16 protein-coding genes are annotated in these 21245 nt (G+C 70.9%); 11 read left to right on the plus strand and 5 right to left on the minus strand.

The features are described 5' to 3' along the window. Nucleotides 1-409: 409 nt before the first annotated feature. On the minus strand, nucleotides 410-1696 hold the full coding sequence (tyrS, locus tag Vqi01_RS11020) for a tyrosine--tRNA ligase (protein WP_204034732.1): 1287 nt from the start codon (nucleotides 1694-1696) through the stop codon (nucleotides 410-412). Nucleotides 1697-1800: 104 nt separating this feature from the next. On the opposite strand from tyrS, the gene Vqi01_RS11025 reads away from it, so the two are divergent. The 11 genes from Vqi01_RS11025 (at nucleotide 1801) to Vqi01_RS11075 (ending at nucleotide 13384) form a co-directional block, all read left to right on the plus strand. Then, the gene (locus Vqi01_RS11025) at nucleotides 1801-2181 is read left to right on the plus strand and encodes a PaaI family thioesterase (RefSeq protein WP_204034733.1); all 381 of its coding nucleotides are present in this window, start codon (nucleotides 1801-1803) and stop codon (nucleotides 2179-2181) included. A gap of 178 nt (nucleotides 2182-2359) precedes the next feature. Further along, nucleotides 2360-3433, plus strand: coding sequence for a Gfo/Idh/MocA family protein (locus tag Vqi01_RS11030; protein WP_204034647.1), 1074 nt, complete (start codon nucleotides 2360-2362; stop codon nucleotides 3431-3433). Between the two features lie 67 nt (nucleotides 3434-3500). Further along, nucleotides 3501-4466 carry an NAD-dependent epimerase/dehydratase family protein gene (locus tag Vqi01_RS11035; RefSeq protein ID WP_204034648.1) on the plus strand — a complete coding sequence of 322 codons (966 nt, stop codon included), beginning with the start codon at nucleotides 3501-3503 and terminating at the stop codon, nucleotides 4464-4466. 59 nt (nucleotides 4467-4525) lie between these two features. Further along, nucleotides 4526-5662, plus strand: coding sequence for a DegT/DnrJ/EryC1/StrS family aminotransferase (locus Vqi01_RS11040; protein ID WP_239098318.1), 1137 nt, complete (start codon nucleotides 4526-4528; stop codon nucleotides 5660-5662). Beyond that, the gene (locus tag Vqi01_RS11045; RefSeq protein WP_204034649.1) at nucleotides 5662-6426 is read left to right on the plus strand and encodes an acetyltransferase; all 765 of its coding nucleotides are present in this window, start codon (nucleotides 5662-5664) and stop codon (nucleotides 6424-6426) included. Before Vqi01_RS11040 ends, Vqi01_RS11045 begins: the two co-directional genes overlap by 1 nt. Before the next feature lie 2 nt (nucleotides 6427-6428). Further along, complete coding sequence (locus Vqi01_RS11050) at nucleotides 6429-7550, plus strand: DegT/DnrJ/EryC1/StrS family aminotransferase (protein WP_204034650.1); 1122 nt, start codon at nucleotides 6429-6431, stop codon at nucleotides 7548-7550. Nucleotides 7551-7617: 67 nt separating this feature from the next. After that, entirely contained in the window at nucleotides 7618-8895 is a 1278-nt protein-coding gene (locus Vqi01_RS11055; RefSeq protein ID WP_204034651.1) for an MFS transporter, read from the plus strand. Then, on the plus strand, nucleotides 8892-9917 hold the full coding sequence (locus Vqi01_RS11060; protein ID WP_204034652.1) for a PD40 domain-containing protein: 1026 nt from the start codon (nucleotides 8892-8894) through the stop codon (nucleotides 9915-9917). Before Vqi01_RS11055 ends, Vqi01_RS11060 begins: the two co-directional genes overlap by 4 nt. Before the next feature lie 47 nt (nucleotides 9918-9964). After that, nucleotides 9965-10846 carry a DUF6492 family protein gene (locus Vqi01_RS11065; RefSeq protein ID WP_204034653.1) on the plus strand — a complete coding sequence of 294 codons (882 nt, stop codon included), beginning with the start codon at nucleotides 9965-9967 and terminating at the stop codon, nucleotides 10844-10846. Continuing rightward, complete coding sequence (locus Vqi01_RS11070; protein ID WP_204034654.1) at nucleotides 10833-12056, plus strand: glycosyltransferase; 1224 nt, start codon at nucleotides 10833-10835, stop codon at nucleotides 12054-12056. The genes Vqi01_RS11065 and Vqi01_RS11070 overlap by 14 nt, the downstream gene beginning before the upstream one ends. After that, nucleotides 12053-13384: a glycosyltransferase family 4 protein gene (locus Vqi01_RS11075; RefSeq protein WP_204034655.1), complete on the plus strand. Its 1332-nt coding sequence runs from the start codon at nucleotides 12053-12055 to the stop codon at nucleotides 13382-13384. The genes Vqi01_RS11070 and Vqi01_RS11075 overlap by 4 nt, the downstream gene beginning before the upstream one ends. Here Vqi01_RS11075 and Vqi01_RS11080 read toward each other — a convergent pair. From Vqi01_RS11080 to Vqi01_RS11095, 4 genes are all read right to left on the minus strand, one after another. Then, nucleotides 13337-14788 carry a lipopolysaccharide biosynthesis protein gene (locus Vqi01_RS11080; RefSeq protein WP_204034656.1) on the minus strand — a complete coding sequence of 484 codons (1452 nt, stop codon included), beginning with the start codon at nucleotides 14786-14788 and terminating at the stop codon, nucleotides 13337-13339. The genes Vqi01_RS11075 and Vqi01_RS11080 overlap by 48 nt on opposite strands. A gap of 54 nt (nucleotides 14789-14842) precedes the next feature. Then, nucleotides 14843-18505 carry a DUF4082 domain-containing protein gene (locus Vqi01_RS11085; protein WP_204034657.1) on the minus strand — a complete coding sequence of 1221 codons (3663 nt, stop codon included), beginning with the start codon at nucleotides 18503-18505 and terminating at the stop codon, nucleotides 14843-14845. Between the two features lie 323 nt (nucleotides 18506-18828). After that, a complete protein-coding gene (locus Vqi01_RS11090; protein WP_204034658.1) occupies nucleotides 18829-20202 on the minus strand; it encodes an O-antigen ligase family protein in 1374 nt (457 codons plus the stop codon). Continuing rightward, entirely contained in the window at nucleotides 20199-21032 is an 834-nt protein-coding gene (locus Vqi01_RS11095; RefSeq protein ID WP_204034659.1) for a GumC domain-containing protein, read from the minus strand. Before Vqi01_RS11095 ends, Vqi01_RS11090 begins: the two co-directional genes overlap by 4 nt. Nucleotides 21033-21245 lie beyond the last annotated feature (213 nt).

A 21245-nucleotide genomic window follows, 5' to 3' on the forward strand; every position in this document is an offset into this window, starting at 1 on the left:
GCTACCCGCTGGTTTTTGCCGTGTCAAACCGCCTTGTGGCGCTTTGTCGTGCTTCACACCATTTTCGGGCACCATGTCCATGAACGACTACCCGTCGCTCACATTCATGGTTTCGGCAGACCGGCCGCTGCGGTGCCCCGCAAGCGCGCCCGGCGCCCTGCCGGTCGGTAACCTTACCCGGTCGGCTCCGCTCCACCAAATCCGCCTCACGGCGAACTCAGGAGCACCGCCCGAACCGGCTCGCACCAGGCATAACCCAGGCGACCCGGAGGTCATTCCCGACGCTCCGACCGCCCAAGGCTTTCGCCCCGTTCGTCCGTTCCGTCGCCGGCAGAGAGAAAGCTACGCGCCCGGCCCGTCGAACGTCAAATCCGCCGGACGCGTCCCCGGTCACACTCTCGGCGTACCACTATCTCCGCAGCTCGACGCCGGCGAACGAGCGCTTGCCCCGGCGCAGCACCAGGTACCGGCCGTGGAGCAGGTCGGCCGCCGACACGACTGCGTCGACCTCGGTGACTCGGGTGTTGTTGACGTACGCGCCGCCCTCGGTGATGACCCGCCGGGCCTCCTTCATGCTCGGCACCAGGCCGGACTCCTTCAGCAGCCCGGCCACGTCGGGCAGCTCGTCCACGTGCACCAGGCCCGCTTCGGCGAGCGCCGCGCGTAGCGTCACCGGGGACAACTCCGCCAGGGAGCCCCGGCCGAACAATGCCTGGCTGGCCGCGACCACCTGGGCCATCTCCCGCTCGCCGTGCACCAGCGTGGTCAGCTCCTCGGCGAGGGCGCGCTGGGCCGCGCGGGCGGCTGGCCGTTCCGCGGTCTCCTTCTCCAGCCCTTCCAACTCCTCCCTTGAGCGGAAGCTGAAGTAGCGCAGGTAGCGGCTGACGTCCCGGTCGTCGACGTTGACCCAGAACTGGTAGAACGCGTACGGGCTGGTCATCTCGGGGTCGAGCCAGATCGCGCCGCCCTCGGTCTTGCCGAACTTCGAGCCGTCCGACTTGGTCACCAGTGGGGTGGTGAACGCCTGCACCGGGCCGAGCCCACGCCGACGGACGTAGTCGACGCCGGCGGTGATGTTGCCCCACTGGTCCGAGCCGCCGAACTGCAGCTGGCAGCCGTACCGACGGTGCAGCTCGAAGAAGTCGTTGGCCTGCAGGAGCTGGTAGCTGAATTCGGTGAAGCTGATCCCGCTCTCCAGCCGGGCCCGGACCACCTCCCGGGCCAGCATCCGGTTGACCGGGAAGTGCTTGCCCACGTCGCGGAGGAACTCGACCACCGACATCTCGCCGGTCCAGTCCAGGTTGTTGACCAGAAGGGCGGCGTTGTCGCCGGTGTACGAGACGAAGGGCTCGAGTTGGTCGCGGATCCGCTGGACCCAGCCGGAGACCACCTCCGGGGGGTTGAGGGTGCGCTCCGCGCTCTCCTTCGGATCACCGATCTGCCCCGTCGCGCCGCCGACCAGCAGCAGCGGACGGTGCCCGGCGAGCTGGAGGCGGCGGGCCGTGGTGACCTGCATGAGGTGACCGACGTGCAGGCTCGGCGCGGTCGGGTCGAAGCCCACATAGAAGGCGGCCCCGGGGCCGTCGAGCAGCCCGGACAACTCCTCGGGGTCGGTGGAGTCCTGGATCAGGCCGCGCCACCGCAGGTCGTCGATGAGAGAGCCCCGCCCGGTCGGCGGGAGGTTGCTGTCGGTCACGGTCACCGATTCTCCCCCATGGCCCCGGTCCCGCCCTACCGGGTTCGTCCGCAACTACGCTGACGGCGCCAAGATCGAGGAGGTTTGCCGTGGACATATCCGAGATGTCGGGTGGGTTTTTCGCCCTGCTCGGGCTGGAACTGGGCGAGGTCAGCGGTGACCGGGTGACGATCCGCTGGCGGGTTCGCCCGGAGCTGCACCAGCCGTACGGCATCCAGCACGGTGGGGTCTACTGCGCGGTGGTGGAGACGGCGGCCAGCCTGGGCGGGGGCTTTTGGCTGGGCGAGCGCGGCCGGGTGGTCGGGGTGGCCAACCAGACCGACTTTCTGCGGGCGGTACGCGACGGTGAGCTGACCGCGGTCGGCACCCCGGTGCACCGGGGGCGCAGCCAGCAACTGTGGCAGGTGGAGATCACCGACGCCGAGCGCCGGTTGGTCGCCCGCGGTCAGGTGCGCCTACAGAACCTCTATCCGGAGGCCGACTGACACCGGCGAATGGAGGTTCATTCGGAAATTGCGGGCATTCCGAATGATCGAATGCGCCGACAGTGTTGGAATTCCGTCAGTGCCCTGGCGTGTCGAATGGTGATGCCGATAGCTTGCCGGACGGGCCGGCCCCAGTGGCGGGTCAATCCGTCCTGTCCGGCCAGCGAAACGGGTGCCCGTGAACAGACTTCACGCTGCCAGTGAGGGCCCGATCGGCGTCGCCGTCATCGGTGCCGGCTACTGGGGCCCGAACCTCGTTCGCAATTTTCAAACGTCTGTCGAATTCCGGCAACATTGGCTCTGCGATCTCGACAAAGAACGGGCCGAGCAGGTGCTCGGTGATCATTCGACGGTCCGGGCCACCGACGACCTGGCCGAGGTGCTCGCCGACGAAGCGGTGCAGGCGGTGGCGGTCGCGACTCCCGCCGACACCCACCTGGACGTGGCGATGGCGGCGCTGCGGGCCGGCAAACACGTGCTCGTGGAGAAACCGCTGGCGGCCAGTTCCGCGCAGGGGCGGGCCCTGGTGGCCGAGGCGGAGCGCCGGGGTCTGTCGCTGATGTGCGACCACACCTACTGCTACACCCCCGCCGTGTTGCGCATCCGCGACCTGCTGCACAACGGGGAGTTGGGCGACCTGCAGTACCTCGACTCCGTACGGATCAATCTGGGTTTGGTGCAACGCGACATCGATGTGATGTGGGACCTCGCCCCGCACGACCTGTCGATCCTCGATTTCGTTCTTCCGGCCGGGGTGGCTCCGGTCGCCGTGGCCGCGCACGGCGCGGACCGCATCGGAACGGGCCGTGCCTGCCTCGCCTATCTCACCTTGCGGCTGGACACCGGCGCGATCGCGCATCTGCACGTCAACTGGCTGTCTCCGGTGAAGGTACGGAAAATGATCATCGGCGGCTCCAAACGCACCCTGGTCTGGGACGATCTCAACCCCGGTCAGCGGCTGTCCATCTTCGACCGCGGGGTGGACCTGGCGTCGACGGAGGAACTCGGCGACGAGCAGCGCCGGGAGGTGCTGGTGTCGTACCGCTCGGGGGACATGGTCGCTCCGGCGCTGCCGGAGCGGGAAGCGCTGCGGAGCATGGTCGAGGAGTACGCCCGGTCCATCCGCACCGGCACTCCCGCGCTCACCGACGGCCGCTCGGGTCTACGCGTGCTCGCCACCCTGGAAGCGGCGTCCCGCAGTCTCGCCGACGACGGACGGCTGGTCGAGATCGGCGAATGGACCACGAGGTGACCCGGCCAGCAAGGAAACCGGACATGGTGCCGCCCGGGGGCGGCACCGATTGGAGCGGATCGCTGTCATGAGCGCGGTGGAGATCGCCGGGGCGCGCGCCCTGGTAACCGGTGGGGCGGGCACGATCGGCTCCCATGTCGTGGACGAACTCGTCGCCGGTGGGGCGGCCGAGATCGTGGTGCTCGACAACCTCGTCCGCGGCCGGCGGGAAAACCTCGCCCGGGCCCTGCCGTACGCCGGCGTGCGGCTGGTCGAGGGCGACATCCGGGACGTCGCGCTCGTGCACGAGCTGACCCGGGGCAAGGACCTGGTCTTCCACCTCGCCGCCATCCGCATCACCCAGTGCGCCGAGGAGCCCCGGCTGGCCAACGAGGTGCTGGTCGACGGCACGTTCAACGTGCTGGAGGCGGCAAGCGCGGCCGGTGTACGCAAGGTGGTGCTCTCCTCGTCGGCCTCGGTGTACGGGCTCGCCGACGAGTTCCCGACCAACGAACGGCACCATCCGTACCACAACGACACTTTCTACGGTGCGGCGAAGGCGTTCAACGAGGCAGCGGCGCGCAGTTTCCACCGCATGTCCGGGCTGGACTACGTCGCCCTGCGCTACTTCAACGTGTACGGCCCACGGATGGACATCCACGGGCTCTACACCGAGGTCCTGATCCGGTGGATGGAACGGATCGAGGCGGGCCGGCCCCCGCTGATCCTCGGCGACGGCCTGCAGACCATGGACTTCGTCCACGTCGCCGACATCGCCCGGGCCAACATCCTGGCCGCCCGCACCGAGGTGACCGACGAGGTGTTCAACATCGCCAGCGGCACCGAGACCAGCCTGCTGGAGCTGGCCCGGGCGCTCAGCGACGTCATGAAGTGCGACCTGTCCCCCGAGTTCGGGCCCGCCCGCGCGGTCAACGGCGTCACGCGCCGGCTGGCCGACGTCACCGCCGCCGCCAGCCGGCTCGGGTTCCGCGCGGAGATCGGCCTGCACGAGGGGCTCCAGGGGCTGGTCGACTGGTGGCGGGCCGAACGGTGAACGCGCCCAGCCAGCCGTCTCCGGCGCCCCCGGCATCAACGCGCACCGGAAACGGCTCGATGAGCAGCCACCGGATCCCGGTCATGATCCCGCATCTCGGTGCGGAGGAGGCGCAGGCCGCCGCCGACGCGGTCCGGTCGGGCTGGGTCGCCCAGGGGCCCCGGGTGGCGCGCTTCGAGCAGGAGTTCGCGGCGTTCGTCGGCGCCGGTCACGGGGTGGCCGTCAGCTCCTGCACCGCCGCGCTGCACCTGGCCCTGGTGGTGCTGGAGGTCGGCCCCGGCGACGAGGTGATCGTGCCGTCGTTCTCCTTCATCGCCACCGCCAACGCGGTGCGCTACGTCGGCGCGACCCCGGTCTTCGCCGACGTGGATCTCGCCACCGGCAATCTGACGGTGGCGACGGTCGACGACGCGCGGACGGCCCGGACCCGCGCCGTCATCGCCGTGCACCAGGCCGGCGTGCCGTTCGACGTCGCCGCGCTGCGGCAGGCCGCCGACCGGTGGCGGATTCCCTTGGTCGAGGACGCCGCCTGCGCCGCCGGGTCGACCGCAAACGGGCGGCCGGTCGGCTCCGGCGCCACGATCTCGGCGTGGTCGTTCCACCCCCGCAAGCTGCTGACCACCGGCGAGGGCGGGATGGTCACCACGGACGATCCGCAGTGGGCTGCCCGGCTGCGCCGGCTGCGGGAACACGGGATGAACGTCTCGGCGGCCGACCGGCACGCCAGCACCACGCCGGTGCTGGAGTCCTACCTGGAGACCGCCTTCAACTACCGGATGACCGACGTGCAGGCCGCGATCGGGCTGGTCCAGCTCGGCCGGCTGCCGGAGCTGGTGCGGCACCGACGGGCACTCGCCGCGCGGTACCACGACCTGCTCGCCCCGATCGGCGGCCTGGAGCCGGTGCGCGACCCCGCACACGGCGAGACCAACTTCCAGTCGTACTGGGTGCGCATCGACCGGGAGTACGGGGTGGGCCGCGACGACGTGCTCGCCGAGCTGGCCGCGGCGGGTGTCTCGGCACGGCGCGGCATCATGGCCGCCCATCTGGAACCGGCGTACGCCGATGTCGTCTCCGGGCCGCTGCCGGTGACCGAGCGGCTGACCCGTGACTCGCTGATCCTGCCGCTGCACCACGCGCTGACCGAGGACGACCAGGATCACGTCGTCGCCGTGCTCCGCAAGCTGGCCGGCTGATGCGCGACCTGGTCATCGTCGGCGCCGGCGGATTCGCGCGGGAGACCGCGGCGGCGGTACGCGCCGTCAACGACCTGCGGCCGAGGTTTCGCCTGCTCGGCTTCCTCGACGACGACCCGGCTCTGCACGGCACCGAGCGGGTCGGCCTGCCCGTCCTCGGCGGAATCGACCGGCTCGCGGAGTTCGGCGACACCGAGGTCGTCGTCTGTGTCGGTAACCCGCGCAACTACCTGGCCCGGCAGCAGATCGTGCGGCGACTCGCCCTGCCGGCCGACCGGTACGCCACGGTCATCCATCCGAGCGCCCACCTCGGCACGGCCTGCTCGGTCGGGCCCGGCACAGTGCTGCTCGCCGGCGCGGTACTCACCGCGGAGGCGACCGTCGGCGAGCATGTGGCGGTCATGCCACACGTCGTGCTCACCCACGACAGCCGGGTGTCCGACCACGTCACCCTCGCCTCCGGCGTACGCCTCGGTGGCGGTGCCGCGGTGCACCTCGGCGCGTACGTCGGCGCGGGCGCGCTGATCCGTGAGGGCGTGACCATCGGCGAATGGTCGCAGGTCGGCATGGGCTCAGTGGTGCTGCGGGACGTCCCACCGGGCGAGGTGTGGGTGGGGAACCCGGCCCACCGGTTGCGGGCTGCCGAGCTGCCCACACCAGCCGCGACCGGGCCGGTGCCGCAGGTCAACGGAGCACACCCGGAGCCGGAGGTCGCGCCGACGCCGGACCAACGATGGACCATGCCAACGGTCGTGGGGAGCTGATCATGCCGGGAATTCCGCTCGTCGATCTCGCCGCCGCGCACTGCGAGATCGCGGAGGAGGTGGAGGCCGGCTTCAAGCGGGTCATCGCCGAGACCGCGTTCGTCGGCGGGGCGGAGGTCGCCGCCTTCGAACGGGAATACGCCGCGTTCAGCGGTGTGCCGCACTGCGTCGGGGTGGCCAACGGCACCGACGGCCTCGAGCTGGCGCTGCGCGCCGTGGGTGTCGGGCCCGGCACCGAGGTGATCCTGCCGGCGAACACCTTCATCGCCACCGCCGAGGCGGTCGCCCGGGCCGGCGCCCGGCCGGTGCTGGTCGACTGCGACCTCCGGTCGTACCTGATCGACGTCGACGCGGCGCTCGCCGCGATCACGCCAGCCACCCGGGCGATCGTCCCGGTGCACCTCTACGGGCAGCTCGCACCGGTGGAGCGCTTGCGGGCCGGGCTGGCCGGGCGGGACATCGCCGTCGTCGAGGACGCCGCCCAATGCCAGGGCGCGACCCGGCACGGGCGGGCCGCCGGGGCCGACGGCATCGCCGCGACGAGCTTCTACCCGGGCAAGAACCTGGGGGCGTACGGCGACGCCGGCGCGGTGGTGACCGCCGACGCCGGTCTCGCCACGGCGGTCCGCCGGCTGGGCAGCCACGGCGGGCTGCGCAGGTACGCGCACGACGTGGTCGGCGTGAACAGCCGGCTGGACGGCCTTCAGGCCGTGGTGCTGCGGGCCAAGCTGGCCCGCCTGGCCGCCTGGAACACGTCGCGTCGGGCCGCGGCGGCCCGCTACCACGCGTTGCTGGAGTCGGTCGAGGTGCTGCGCCCGACCGTCCTGCCCGGTAACGAGCACGTCTGGCACGTCTACTGCGTCCGGGTCCCCGGCGACGGCACCCCGGACCGCCGCGACCGGGTGCTGGCCCGGCTCACCGCGGCCGGTGTCGGTGCGGCGATCCACTACCCCGTGCCGGTGCACCGGACACCGGCCTTCGCCGGCCTCGGCTACGCCGAGGGAGCTTTCCCGAACGCGGAACGGATCGCGCCGGAGTTGCTCTCCCTACCGGTCTATCCGCAGCTGACCGAGAAACAGCAGGAACGGATCGTCGCCACGCTGCGGGCCGCGCTCGCCGACTGAGGCCCGCAACGCGGCGTCGGTGACGGCGGGCGGAGCGGCGGAGGAATCGGGCTGGAGTGGAGATGCCGTGTACGTGACGCTGCGGGACCGCCCGGGCGGCGCCGGCCACCGGAGGGCCGGGGGTCCACTGCGTCGCGTCTCCGGGACCGTCGTGCTGCTCGGCACGGTCAGCCTGCTCACCGATGTCTCCTCGGAGATGGTGGCGTCGGTCCTGCCGCTCTACCTGACCGCCATGGTCGGCCTCGCCCCCATCGCCTACGGCGTCCTCGACGGTCTCTACCAGGGCGTCAGCGCGATGGTGCGGATCGCGGGCGGCTACCTCGGCGACCGCGGCCAGCATCCCAAGTGGGTCGCCGTGGCCGGCTACGGCGCGTCCGCGCTGAGCAGGTTGGCGATGCTGCCCGCGGCGAGTTTCGCGGCCATCACCGCGGTGATCACGGCCGACCGGCTGGGCAAGGGGCTGCGCACCGCCCCCCGCGACGCCCTGATCGCCGCGGCGTCGCCGACCGACGTGCTCGGGCGGGCGTTCGGCGTCCATCGGGCGCTGGACACCGTCGGGGCCGCTCTCGGCCCGCTCGTCGCTTTCGCCCTGCTCCTGCTGGTGCCCGGCAGCTACGACGCCGTCTTCGTGGTCTCCTTCGCCTTCGCGGTCGCCGGACTGGCGGTGCTGGTGCTCTACGTCCCGGACCTGCCCACCGCGGCTCGCGCCGACCGCCCCGGCCCGCGACAGGTGTTCACGGAGGTCACCGGAAGCAGATTGCGGCGACCGCTGCTGGCCGCCGCGCTGCTCGGCGTGCTGACCGTCGGCGACGGTTTCCTCTACCTGGCCCTGCACAGCCGGGACGACGTGGCCGCCCGCTACTTCCCGCTGCTGTACGTGGGCACGAACATCGCCTATCTGGCGCTGGCGATTCCCCTGGGCAGGCTGGCCGACCGGGTGGGCCGGGGCCGGGTGCTGGTCGCCGGTCACCTGGCACTGCTCGGCGGTTACCTGCTCGCCGCGCTGCCCGGCGGGAACGTCGGTCTCACCCTGGCCGTCCTGCTGCTGCTCGGCACCTTCTACGCCGCCACCGACGGCGTGCTCGCGGCGCTGGTCAGTCGCCTGGTAGCGGCCGGGGCGCGGGGCAGTGGGATCGCCGCCGCCCAGACCACGGTGGCGCTGGCGCGGTTCGCCGCGTCCGTCCTCTTCGGACTTGTCTGGGGCCTCCAGGGCCCGCAGCGGGCGATGCTGCTCTTCGCCGCCCTGCTGGCCGTGGCGATGCCGCTCGCCGCGTGGCTGCTACGCGACGTCGACCGTTCCGCACCGGCATCCGACGACACCCTGATCGCGGCGGCTCCGGCATGAGTGGACTGGGGCCGCGCGCGCGGCTGGCGGTGCTGACGGTGATATTGCTGACGGCCGCCGGCGGCGCGGGCGGCTACATCTGGCGCATCCGGCAGCACCAGCCGACGCCGCCGGGCGCGGCGACCGTCGCACCCGCCCGCGCCGACCTGGCCGCGGTACGTGCCGCGCCGCACGTGGTCTTCCGCAACACCGCCGTCGGCGCCGACTACGGCCGGGTGGTGATGGTCCCGCTGGCGGAGCCGGCCGCGCCGCGGGCGGTCACCCCGGCAACCTGCGACCGGGTGTACGCGACCCGCGACGTGGGGGTCTGCGTCGCGGCGGACCGGGGACTGGTCACCACCTCCCGGGCGTACCTGCTCGGCCCGGACTGGGCCCCCCGGCGCGACCTGCCGGTCGTGGGTCTGCCGAGCCGGGCCCGGCTGTCCCGCGACGGCTCGCTGGTGGCCACCACGACCTTCGTGCACGGCGATTCCTACGCCACTCCCGGGCGGTTCTCCACCCGGACAGTGGTGACCCGGGTCAACGGCGAAGTCGTCGGTGACCTCGAGCAGTTCGACCTGGTCGTCGACGGCGACGTGGTCACCGCGGTGGACAGGAACCTGTGGGGGGTCACCTTCGCCGACGACGACCGGTTCTACGCCACCGCCGCCTCCGGCGGCACCACCTGGCTGGTCGAGGGCAGCCTCGCCGCGCGTCGGGTCACCGCACTGCGGGAGGACGTCGAATGCCCGTCGCTGTCGCCGGACGGCACCCGGCTCGCCTTCAAGCGGCGCGGCGATCTGCCGGCGGGACGCTGGCGGCTGGCGGTCTACGACCTGGCCAGCGGCACGGAGACCCGGCTCGCCGAAACCCGCAGCGTCGACGACCAGGTGGAGTGGCTGGACGACCGGACGGTCATCTACGGCCTGCCCCGGGGCCGGCCCGGTACGGCCTCCAGCGACGTCTGGTCGGTCCCGGCCGACGGTCGGGGCACTCCGGTGTTGCTGATTACCGACGCCTGGTCACCGGCGGTCGTCCGGTGACCAGGATCCGACCGTCGGGCCCCGCCCGACCGACCCCGAGGACCCGCATGCCGCGACTCGCGATCATCACCCCCAGCTATGCACCCGATTTCGAACTCTGCGCGGACCTGCACCGCTCAATCCAGGCCCACTGTGTGGGGCCGGTGCAGCAGCACATCATCGTGCCGCGGCGGGATCGGGCCCGGTTCGGTCAACTGGCCGGGGCGCTGGTGCACGACGTCACCGAGTTCCTGCCGCGCTCGATGCGGAAACTGCCCGCGGTGAACGGCTGGGTGAACCTGCGCCGGCCGTTTCCGCCGCTGCGGGGCTGGATCACCCAGCAGATCGTCAAGCTCGCCGCGGCCGCCCGCTCGGACGCCGACGTGGTGCTGCTGGTCGACTCGGACATCGAGTTCGTCCGGCCGTTCGGGGTCGACCGGTTCATCCGCGACGGCACCGTCCGCTTCTACCGCAAGCCACGGGAGATCGACGCACGACTGCCGCGTCACCTGCTGTGGCACCAGGTGGCCCGGAACCTGCTCGGACTGCCGCCGGCGAAGCCGCCGTTCACCGACTACGTCTGCTGGCCGGCGCCGTGGGATCCGCGGATCGTCCGGGCGCTACTGCGGCGGGTCGAGTCGGTGACCGGTCGACCGTGGGCCACCGCGATCGGGGCACAGCTGCACTTCTCCGAGGAGATCCTCTACGGGGTCTTCGTGGACGAGGTGCTCGGTGCGCCCGCCAACTCGTACGCCACCGACGACATGCTCTGCCTGGGCTACTCTGCGGAGGCCGCGCTCGACGAAGGTGGCCTCGCCGAGCTGCTCGACCAGGTCTCGCCGGACGACATCGCGGTGATGATCTCCGCGAAGTCGGGTACCCCGCTGCCGCTGCGCCGGGCCGTACTGGCCGCCCATTTTCCGGCGGGTGAGCGTCGTGCCGTCGACTGAGACCCGGCGCCTCGGCAACCGGGGCGACCTGCTCGTCTACTTCGCCACCACGCAGTACGACGGTCCGGCCGGCACCGATCGGCACCTGGCCGACCAGCTCAGCCGGTACGCGCCGGTCATCTTCGTCGACCCACCGGTGTCCGTGCTGACCCTGCGCAACCACCCTGACCTGCGCCGGCTCGCCGACGAACCGAAGCTGCAGGTGCTGCATCCCCGGCTGGCTCGGCTCATCCCGTGGGTGGTGCCCGGAGTCACCCGTCCCGGGTTGCACCGGCTGGTCGCGCCAATGATGCGCCGGGCTACCCGGGCCGCCGTGGCCCGACTGGCGGCACCGGCGGGGCGCGGCACGGACGCCCGGCTCGCCGCGGTGGTGTCGACCAGGATCGACGACCTGTGGTCCGCCGCACCGGCCCGCCGCACGCTCTTCTACGCCACCGACGACGTCACCGTCGGCGCCGACCTGCTCGGCATGCCACGCGGGCGGATGCTGCGGCACGAGGCACGGACCCTGCGTACCGCCGATGTCGTGGCCGCCGTCTCGCCGCCGCTGGTTCGTCGGTACACCGACGCGGGATATCCGGCGCACCTGGTGCCCACCGGCTGCGACCCGGCCGCGTACGCCGACGTCGACACCACACCCCCGGCGGCGGAGGTGCGGCTGCCCCGTCCGATCGTCGGCTTCGTCGGCCACATCAACTCCCGGATCGACCTGGCGCTACTGGAGGCGGTGGCCGCCGCCGGGCATTCGCTGCTGCTGGTCGGGCCGCGGTCCCCCGGCTACCAGCCGCAACGGTTCACCGCCCTGCTGCAGCGGCACAACGTGCAGTGGGTGGGCGCGAAGCCGTTCACCGCGCTGCCGGGATACCTACGGCTGATCGACGTGGGCCTGACACCGTACGCGCAGAGCGCCTTCAACCAGGCCAGCTTTCCCCTGAAAACCCTGGAGTACCTGGCCGCCGGACGGGCGGTGGTCGCCACCCCGCTGCCGGCCACCGAATGGCTCGGCGCGGACCTGATCCGGGTCGCGGCCGACCCGGCGCAGTTCGCGGCGCAGGTCGGCCTGGCCTTGGCCGAGCCGCGCCCGGCTGCCCTCGTGGCCCGGCGACGTGAGTTCGCCGAACGGCACAGCTGGGCGGTCCGGGCCCGCCGGATCGCCGACCTGGTCGCGCTGCCCGGCGCGACGCGTGACGCATCGGAGCCGCCGACATGACGAGCCTGAACATCCTGGTCTATCCGCACGCCATGGAGATCGGGGGCAGCCAGCTCAACGCCATCGAACTGGCCGCTGCCGTCCGCGACCTGGGCCACCGGGTGACGGTGCTGGGCGAGGACGGACCGCTGCTGGACCGGGTACGGGGACTGGGTCTGGAGCACCTGCCGTTGCCGCGGCGCCGACGCCGCCCTTCCCCCGCCGTGGCGGCCCGGCTGCGGGCCCTGATCCGTGCTCGCCGCCTCGACATCGTGCACGGCTACGAGTGGCCGCCCGGCCTGGAGTCCTACGCCGCGGCTGCGGGCGGACGCGCCGCGGTGGTCTGCACCGTCATGTCGATGGCGGTGGCGCCGTTCCTGCCCGGCTGGCTGCCGCTGGTGGTCGGGACCCGCGCGCTGCAACGGCACGTCGCGGACCGCCGTCCCGGCGCGGTGCACCTGATCGAACCGCCGGTGGACGTGGCCGAGAACGCGCCGGGGCATCCGGCGGAGGAGTTCCGCGCCCGGTACGGCCTGGACGGCTCACCCGGGCAGCCTCGACCGCTGCTGCTGGCCGTGGTGTGCCGGCTGGTGCCGGAACTGAAACTGGAGGGCGTACTGACCGCCGTGGAGGTGGTGGGACGGCTGGCCCGTGAGCATCCGGTACGACTGGCCGTGGTGGGTGACGGCCCGGCCCGAGACGTTGTCGAGGAGCGGGCGCGGCAGGCGAACGCCGAGGCCGGACTGCGTGCCGTGGTCCTCACCGGTGAGTTGCGTGATCCGCGTCCGGCGTACGCTGCCGCCGACGTGATGCTCGGCATGGGCGGTTCCGCGCTGCGGGCTCTGGCCTTCGGTCGGCCCCTGGTGGTGCAGGGTGAGCGGGGTTTCTGGCAGTTGTTGACTCCGCAGAGCTGCGCGACCTTCCTCGAACAGGGCTGGTACGGCATCGGCGACGGAACCGGCGGGGCCGACCGGCTGACCGGTTTCCTGCGCCGGCTGATCGGTGACCCGCAGCTGCGTGAGTCGCTCGGGCGGTACGGCCGGGACCTGGCCGTCGACCGGTTCAGCCTGCACCGGGCGGCACGGATCCAGGAGGGGATCTACCGCTCGGCGTTGGCTGCGCGCTACGGCGAGCCGGGGTCGCTGGTGCGCGTCGCGGACGGTCTACGCAGCGCCGGTGGGCTGGCCGCGTACAAGCTGCGTCAGCGGTACGCGCGGCTGCGCGGCACCGCGGCCCGCGACGACTTCAACTCGGCCGTTCTTGCCCAGGCGGCGATGCCGATCGGGGCGCAGCCGGTCTGCTCACTCGATTCCCTCGACGGTACGCAGTGCGCGCAGTGCGGTACGTAGACGGTAGACCAGCGCGCCGATCGCGACCGCGCTGGCGGTTCCGGCCAGTCCCAGGGCCAGCAGGTCGATCGGGACGGTGCGGGTCACCGTCCACGCGGTGAACGCCACCGCCGTGGTGCCGGCGATCGGCAGCAGCAGTCGCGCCACGAAGGCGCCCGCCGCCACGCCTACCCGGCCCAGCTCATACAGGTAGACCGGAAGCACGACGAGCAGGGCCACCGCGAACTGGGCGGCGCCGGCGCCCGGCGCGCCGCCGAACCGGGCACCGTAGTAGACCGCCGGCACCAGCGCCGCCAACCAGAGCAGTTGGATGACGAAGACCGCCCGGGTGTTGGCGAGCACCACGAAGTAGTCGTAGACGAGTTCGAAGAGGATCCGCAGCATCGCCAGCAGGCCGAGCCACGGTAGTACGCCGGCGGCCGACTGCCAGGCGGAACCGTAGACGAAACGGATCAGCGGGTCGGCCGCGGCGGCCAGTAGCACGCAAACCGGCATGGTCACCGAGGCGAGCAGCCCGGCCGTGGAGAGAAAGGTGGTCCGCATCGCCGCAGGATCGTGCTGCAACCGGGCGAGGGCGGCGGGCGCCACCGCGCGGACCGGCTGCGAGAATATCGACAGCGGCCAGTTGGACAGGTTGACGGCCAGGACGTAGACGCCGAGGGGTACCGGCCCCAGAACGGCACCGACGATCACCTTGTCGATGTTGCCGACGGCGAAGACCACGATGGCCGATCCCGCCAGCGGCACACCGAAACGCAGCAACGCGGCGGCCTTGGCCCGGTCGAACCCGAGGCGCACGGCGTGGGGAGCGAAGGCGATGAAGAGCACGGCACCGGCGAGCACACCGGCGACGTGCCCGATGGCCAGGCTCATCGCGCCGAGGCCGCCGATCGCGCAGCCGATGGAGGTCAGTGCGCTCACCCAGGTGGCGACCTGATCCGCGATCATCTTGCGGTCCTGGCGGAACTCCCGTTGCAGCATCGCGACCGGCGTGGCCACCAGACCCGAAACGATCACCGCCACGGTGATCACGCGCAGCACCGGGACCGCCGCCGGGTCGCCCATCACCGCCGCGAAGGCCGGCGCACCCAGGAAACAGCCGAGATAGATCACCACGCTGGACAGCACTGAGATGGTCGCGACGGTCGGGGCGATCTCACCGGGCGGCCCGGGCCAGCGGACGATGGCCAGGCTCACCCCCAGTTCGTTGAAGCTCAGTAGGGCGAGCAGGGCCACCATCGCCACGGCGTACGTGCCGAACTCGTCGGGCCCGAGGATCCGGGCCAGGGCGATACCGATGCCGAGGGTGCTCACCCGGCCCAGCACGGTGCTGGCGAAGCTCCAACTCAAGGCCCGGCCGGCGGTCCTCAGCAGGGTCTTCTGGCTGTGCTCGGTAGCCGTCATGGAGTCTCCCTGACCGGCGGCGCGGCGCCGTGGCGCCTCGCCGCCTAGGCGGTGTCACGAACCAGTGGGTTCAAAGAAGACATCGACCCAGTAGTTGTGGTTCGAGGACGCGTTCGGGAACCCACTCGGGCCGTACCGGTACCGGGCGCCGTTGGCCGGTACGTTGAGCGGGCCCCGCTGGACGCCGCTGGCGTGAAACGAGTTGATGGTCACCGCGTAGTGCCCCGTCGTCGTGTGGTAGGAGGCGACGTACGTCGCGCCGGCGGTGATCGGTACGGGTTCGGCGAACCGCACGTTCTGCCAGCCGGATCCAGTTTCGTTGACGAATGTTGCCGGAGTTAGTCGTTGACCCGACACGGACCAGAGCGAGGCGACGTGCGGGCCGGTGTTGCCGGGTCCCTGCCAGAAGCGGATCCCGGTCACCGCACCGTCGACGTCAGTGCTGAACGCGACGCCCACCTCGACGGCGTCCGGGTCCGGCCAGGCCGCCGCGGCCGGTGCCGCCGACCTGCCGAAGATGTTCGCCCCGGTCGGCGGGCCGACCGGCCCGCTCGGCGTCGACGACGGGGACGGCGACCGCGTCGGGGACGGGCTCGGCGTCGGGCTCGATGTCGGGCTCGGCGTCGGGGTGGGGGTCGGCGCCGGCGTGGTCGGTGACGGCGTCGGGGTGGGTGTGGGACCATCGCCGGGCTTGAACAGCGGGTCCACCCAGTAGTTGGTGTTGTGGTAGGAGTTCGTCGGGAAGCCCGGCGATCCGTAGTGGTAGACCCCGTTGCCGTTGCTCGGCGCGGTGAGCGGCCCGTTGGCCCACGGCGTGTTGAAGAAGCCCTCGTCGTAGGCGTAGTTGCCGTTGGGCGCGAAGTACGAGATGACGTACGTGGTGCCGGCGCTGACCGGGTACGGTTCGGCGAAGGCGGCGGTCTGCCAACCGAGGCCGGATTTCGGACCGAAGGTGACCTGCCGCAGTGGTGTGCCACCGGCCGACCAGAGGGTGCCGGTGTGCGCACCGGTGTTGCCGGGCCCCTGATAGAAGCGCAGCCCGATCACCGTGCCGCTGATCATCGGGGTGAATTTGACTCCCAACTCGACGGCGCCGTCGTCGTCGGGCGCCGCCGGGTGCGCCGGCACCGCGTCGGCCGCGAAGAGCCGCAGCACCGACGGGTCGAGGTCGGCGCTGAAGCTCCACTCGGTCGGCGCCTCGGTCGGGTTGCCCCGGGTGTCCTCGGCGGTCACACTCGCCGTGTAGCGCTGCGCCGGCTGCAACGGCTCGTCCGGCGTGAAGGTCGCTGTCCTGGTGGAAGCATGGTAGGAGGTGCCGCCCGACACCGGGGCTCCTGCGGCGTCACGAACCGTGAACTGGATCGAGGTGGGCGCGATCGCCTTGGAGAAGACCGCTGACAGTGGGGAGTTCAGCGGTACACCCGTCGCGTTGTCCAGCGGGCTGGTCGTCACCACCGTCGGCGCGGCGTCCTCGTTCGCCACGAACTCCACGTCCACGTAGTAGTTGATGGCCTTGTCCTCCCACGAGCGGGTCGGGAAGCCGGCGGCGTACTTGAGCACCCCGTTGGGGGCGCTGGGGTACGCGCGTGGCGCGGTGAGCGGCCCCGCAGCGTGGTCAGACAGGGAGAAGTAGTAGGCGTCGGCCGCGTAGTGCCCGTTGGGCGCGTAGTACGAGGCGACGTACGTCGTGCCGGCCGAGACGCTCACCCGCCTGCTGAGGGTCAGGGTCTGCCAGCCCTCGCTGGTCTCGTCGGTGAACGTGCCGGTCGCCAGCAGGTTGCCGCCGAGGGACCAGAGACTGCCGGTGTGCGTACCGGTGTTGCCGGGGCCCTTGTAGAAGCGGATGCCGGTGACAAAGCCGGCGACCTGTGGAACAAACCGCACCCCCAGCTCGAACGGGTCGCCGTCGGTGGTGAAGGTCCGCGGCACCCGCTGCCCGAACAGGGTGCTCGGTCCGGTCAGGTTGAACTGGCGGGTCGCCGAGGCACCGATGTTGACGCTGTCGTCGATCGCGCGTACCTGGACGGCCTGGGCACCGATGCCGGCCGTGTGCAACTCGTACTCCCAGTCGGTGGTGCCGGTGGCCGGGTGCCACGTGCCGCCGCCGTTGGTGGAGACCTCGACGCCGGCGACCTGGCCGCCCCCGGTGTCGGCGGCGGTGCCCCGCAGGGTGACCTTGGCTCCGTTGGCGACCGTGGTGGTGTCCGCCGGGGAGGTGATGGTGACCGTCGGCGCCTCGGTGTCGGTGGAGACGGTGCCGGGCACGAGGTCGGCCATCAGCGTGCCGGCCGGTACGCCCATGTCCGCCAGCAGGTTGACGGTGGCCTGTTGCATGGGCCGGCTGACCGGCGCGACGGTGCCGTCGTGGTACGTGTCCAGTCCCCAGGCCCACTGGATGGTGCCGGCGGAGAAGACCAGGGCCCCGCTGGCGGCGCGGTAGAGCGTCGCGTGGTGCGTGGTGATGCCGGGTTCCGTGGTGTTGCCGAAGTCCTGGAGGTACTCCGGGGTCTCCCCCACGGTGGTGGAGAGGCGGATCAGGCCCGGCGGCCGGAAGCCGTTGTCGAGATCCTCGTTGGACTCGTAGCCGACGATGTGCGGGGCCAGGGTGGCGGTGCCCTCGGTGGGTAGCCCGGCGTTACGCCAGAATCGGTAGCGCCCCTGCTCGGCCGGCACCTGTAGCGGCAGGTCGGTGAAGTTCGCCATGTACGCGGTGCCGATCAGCTCGTTCTCGGGGCGGCCGCCGCCCTGGGCCGGGACGCTGTACCGCGGATCCCGCCAGGTGCCCGTCCACTCCGACCGGTCCTCCTCGATCCGCTCGTACGACCAGGTCTCCTTGTAGCAGACCAGGGTGCGGTACGCGGTGTCGGTGCCGTCCACGCTCGGTTCCCAACGGGTACGCCAGTAGACGTCGTTGCCGCTGAAAAAGGCGAGGCTCACCCCGGCGTCGCGGGCCGCCTCGACATTCGCGCGTTGGGGGCCGGACCAGTACTCGTCGTGGCCGGTGGAGATGAAGACTTTGTGATTGCGGATCAAGTCGCCCCGCCGGTGGGAGTCCACCCCGGTGGTGTAACTGACGTCGTATCCGTTGCGTTCCAGGAAGCGCAGCATCGGATACTCGTTGCTGAACAGGAAGTCCCGGCCCTGCTCCTCCTTGCGGGTGGTAAACGGCCGGTTATAGCTGATCTTGTACGCCCGGCCGCGCGGCCCAGGATAGAAGTTGGCGCCCCCGTACTGGTTGTAGGCGTGCCAGGTGGTGTCGGAGGTCTGGAAGAACAGGTCCGAGGTGCTGGCGTCGTCGCGGACGACGAAGGTGATGTGGCTGGCGCCCTGGGTGTCGGTCCGGGTCAACCGGGCCACGTAGACGCCGGAAACGGCCGTGACCGGCACGTTCCAGAATGCCGAGACCGCCCAGTTGCCGCAGTCGTAGAGGTTGGTGCTCGGGTCGCTGACGCACTCCGGCTGAATCTGCGGCAGCGCGACCAGCGGGGTGACCTCGCTGGTCCAGCGCGCCCCGGCGCCGCCGTACCAGCCGAGCCGGTAGATGTCGATGCGGTAGTCCTGCGCATCCGTTGCAATCTTGAAGTCGATCCGCTCACCCACGTTGACACTGATGTCCGTGGCGAAGCCCTGGATGCTCCGGTCCCCCGATCCCTGGATGTCCCACACATCGCTGTGGGTGCCTTCCCTGCTGTTCTCGCAGACGATCGGATTGTCCATCGCATCGCACTGATCGCTGTCGGCCACCATCCGCGACGCGCCGAGCGCCACGGATCCGCCAGCCCACACGACCGCCGCCGAGCAGGCTGCTACGATTCGCCGGAATCGATCAGTCTGACCTCCACGCATGATTCACTCCCGCCGTCGCCCCAGACACGACCAGGCATTTTGGCCGAGCTAACTGAGAGTGACGGTAGCGAGACAATTCCTCGGGCTGCTCCGCCAAACGGATCGTACCGCCGGGGAGAACGACGAGTCCGTTCGCTGCCCGGGCTAACTCGTGGATTATGCAATCAGCAATTCGCGTGTCGGGCTGTCGCCTATCAGGCCGCATACCACCGGGCGGTTGAGGTACGCACCGCCCGTCGTGGGTGGGTGAAGCGCCACACCGCTCCGGTCGCCCCCATCATCAGCGGCAGCAGCGTGGCGAAGGTGGTGAAGCTCAGGGAGTCGAACGTGAACCCGACAGCGATTGCGATGATCTGCGTCGAGATGAGCGCCGCGCAGAGATGTCGGTCCTCCGGCCGGCTGGCCCGACGCAGGGCGACCATCGCCAGCGCGATCGAGACCAGATGCAGCGCCGCGAGCACGGCGACGCCGACCAGCCCGCCGGCGAGCGCCTGGGCGAACCACTGGTTGTCGAGATACTGGTACTGCGGCCAGACCCAGGTGCCGATCCCCCGGCCGAGCCAGGGTCGCTCGACGAAGTAGCTCTGCACCATGTCGTACCGATCGGTGCGGGAGGTCACGCTCGGATCCTCGGCGGCGCCGGTGAAGAGTTCGACCACCGTGTTGATGAGGCCAGGCTTGAGAAACATCAGGGCGGCCAGCAGTCCGGCCCCGATCATTGCCATGTTGTACCGCATCCGCCAACTCCAGACCGGCACCATGACCAGCAGCATCAGGCCCGCTGCCAGGAAACCGGTCCGGGAGACCGTGGTGGGAATCGCCGCCGCGATGACCAGGGCGAGAATCACGAAACGCTGCCGATCCTTCCGCTCGGGAGAGAACCGGGCGAAATGGATCGCGAACGGCAGGGCCATCGCCATCACCGCGCTGAATTCGATGTAGTGCAGGGTGGTGCTGGCCACCCGGATACCGGCGCCCCGTATCTCGAAGCCGGGCACGAAGCCTTTCGGCTCGAGCCCGGGCACCATCAGATAGACGGTGACATCGGTCCAGAGGACGAACTGCAACAGCCCCACCAGGGCCATGAACGCGGCACACCAGACGAACACCCGGAAGACCAGCCGGAACCGTTCCCAGTTGGGTAGGCCGTCGGCCACGACGAGCACCACGCCGGCGAACGCCGCGACGTAGAGCATCGCCCGGTCAGCGCTGTTGGCCTCCATCGTGGTCAGGCCACGCAGGAATCCCACCGCGTAGGACAGGATCGCCCAGAGCAGGTAGAGCAGCACCACCCACCGCAACGGCTGTGGCCCCACCATGGGCAGTCGTGGATCGAACCGGACCAGGACCCACCAGGCCGACAGCAACACGGCGATGATGAGCGCCGGCCGCCCCAGGTCGGTCATGTTGGGCACGATGAGCTTCGCCGGAATGAGCATGAGCAGGCAGAGCATCAGGCTGAGCAGCACGGCGGCGTCCACCCGGGCGTACCGGCGCCGGGAGGCGTACACACCTCTTGCGACGCTGGCCGGTTCGAGGTCCGCCGGGTGCAGGAGGGACGCGGTCAACGGTGGTTACCCTCGACGCCCGGCGGCGGCCACTCCGTGCGCGGCACGATGATCGTGGCGTCGGCGGGGACCGGTTCGAGCGCTGCGGAACGGTCATCCACGCCGGTCTGGGCCGAGTTCCGGTCGGCCCATGCGGTCCGCTGGTTCACCGGTGGGGCGGCGGGCGGCGGCGCGTCGCGTCCCGGGCCGTGCGCGGCTCGGGATGCCGCCACCCGTCGCGCTCGCCGGCGCCGGATCACGGCGTCCAGCAGCACGGTCAGTGCCGTGGTGAGGAGTACGCCGATCCCGGCGATGGCGACCAGCGCCCGCTTGACCTTCGAGGTCGACTCGGTCACGTTCTCCCCGACGGTCAACCGGAGCGTGGTGATCGTCTGCTCGGCGGCGGCGCCGTAGTCGGCCTGAAGGGCGGTCACGCTCTCGCCGAAGCGCCGGACCAGTTCCTGGGTGGTCGCCGTCGCCTGCTCCTTGGTGGACGCGATGACCTCGAAGGTGACGATCGGCAGCATCTGGTCCAGGGTGAGGGTGAAGGCATCGGTGTACCCGGCGTCCTTGAGCGCCTCCACCACCTTCTGGTCCTGCACGGTGAGGATGGCCGCCTTGCCGAGCGAGGCGAGACCGAGATCGAGCCACGGATTGCGTGGTCGCGGCGCGCGGCCGTCGTCCTCCTTCGGAGTGACCGAGGGCGGGACGAGTTGGACGTAGCTGGTCGCCACGTAATTCGGTTCTATCTTGACCGCGGCGAGAACGGTCGCGGCGACCGTCAGCAACAGCAACGGACCGGCGATGTACCACCGCCGGACCAGAAGTTTGGTCAGGTCCCAGAAATCCACTACGTCCGTTACCCCCCCAGGTATGAGGGCCGACGTTTTCCGGACGTGACCCACCCACGCCGCCCATGCGTTCGCCAGCCCAGTGTCCAATCGGTATGCCCCTGGGTGCAAGGAGGCAGCCGCCGCGCGGAGCGGGAATCGACTTCGTCGTCCATCTCAGCGGGGGTCGCGATCGTGGCCAGTCAGGAATACGACAGTCAATTGCTGCGGACT

Origin of the sequence: Micromonospora qiuiae, assembly GCF_016863555.1 — a bacterium.
In the GTDB taxonomy this organism is placed as follows: Bacteria; Actinomycetota; Actinomycetes; order Mycobacteriales; family Micromonosporaceae; genus Micromonospora; species Micromonospora qiuiae.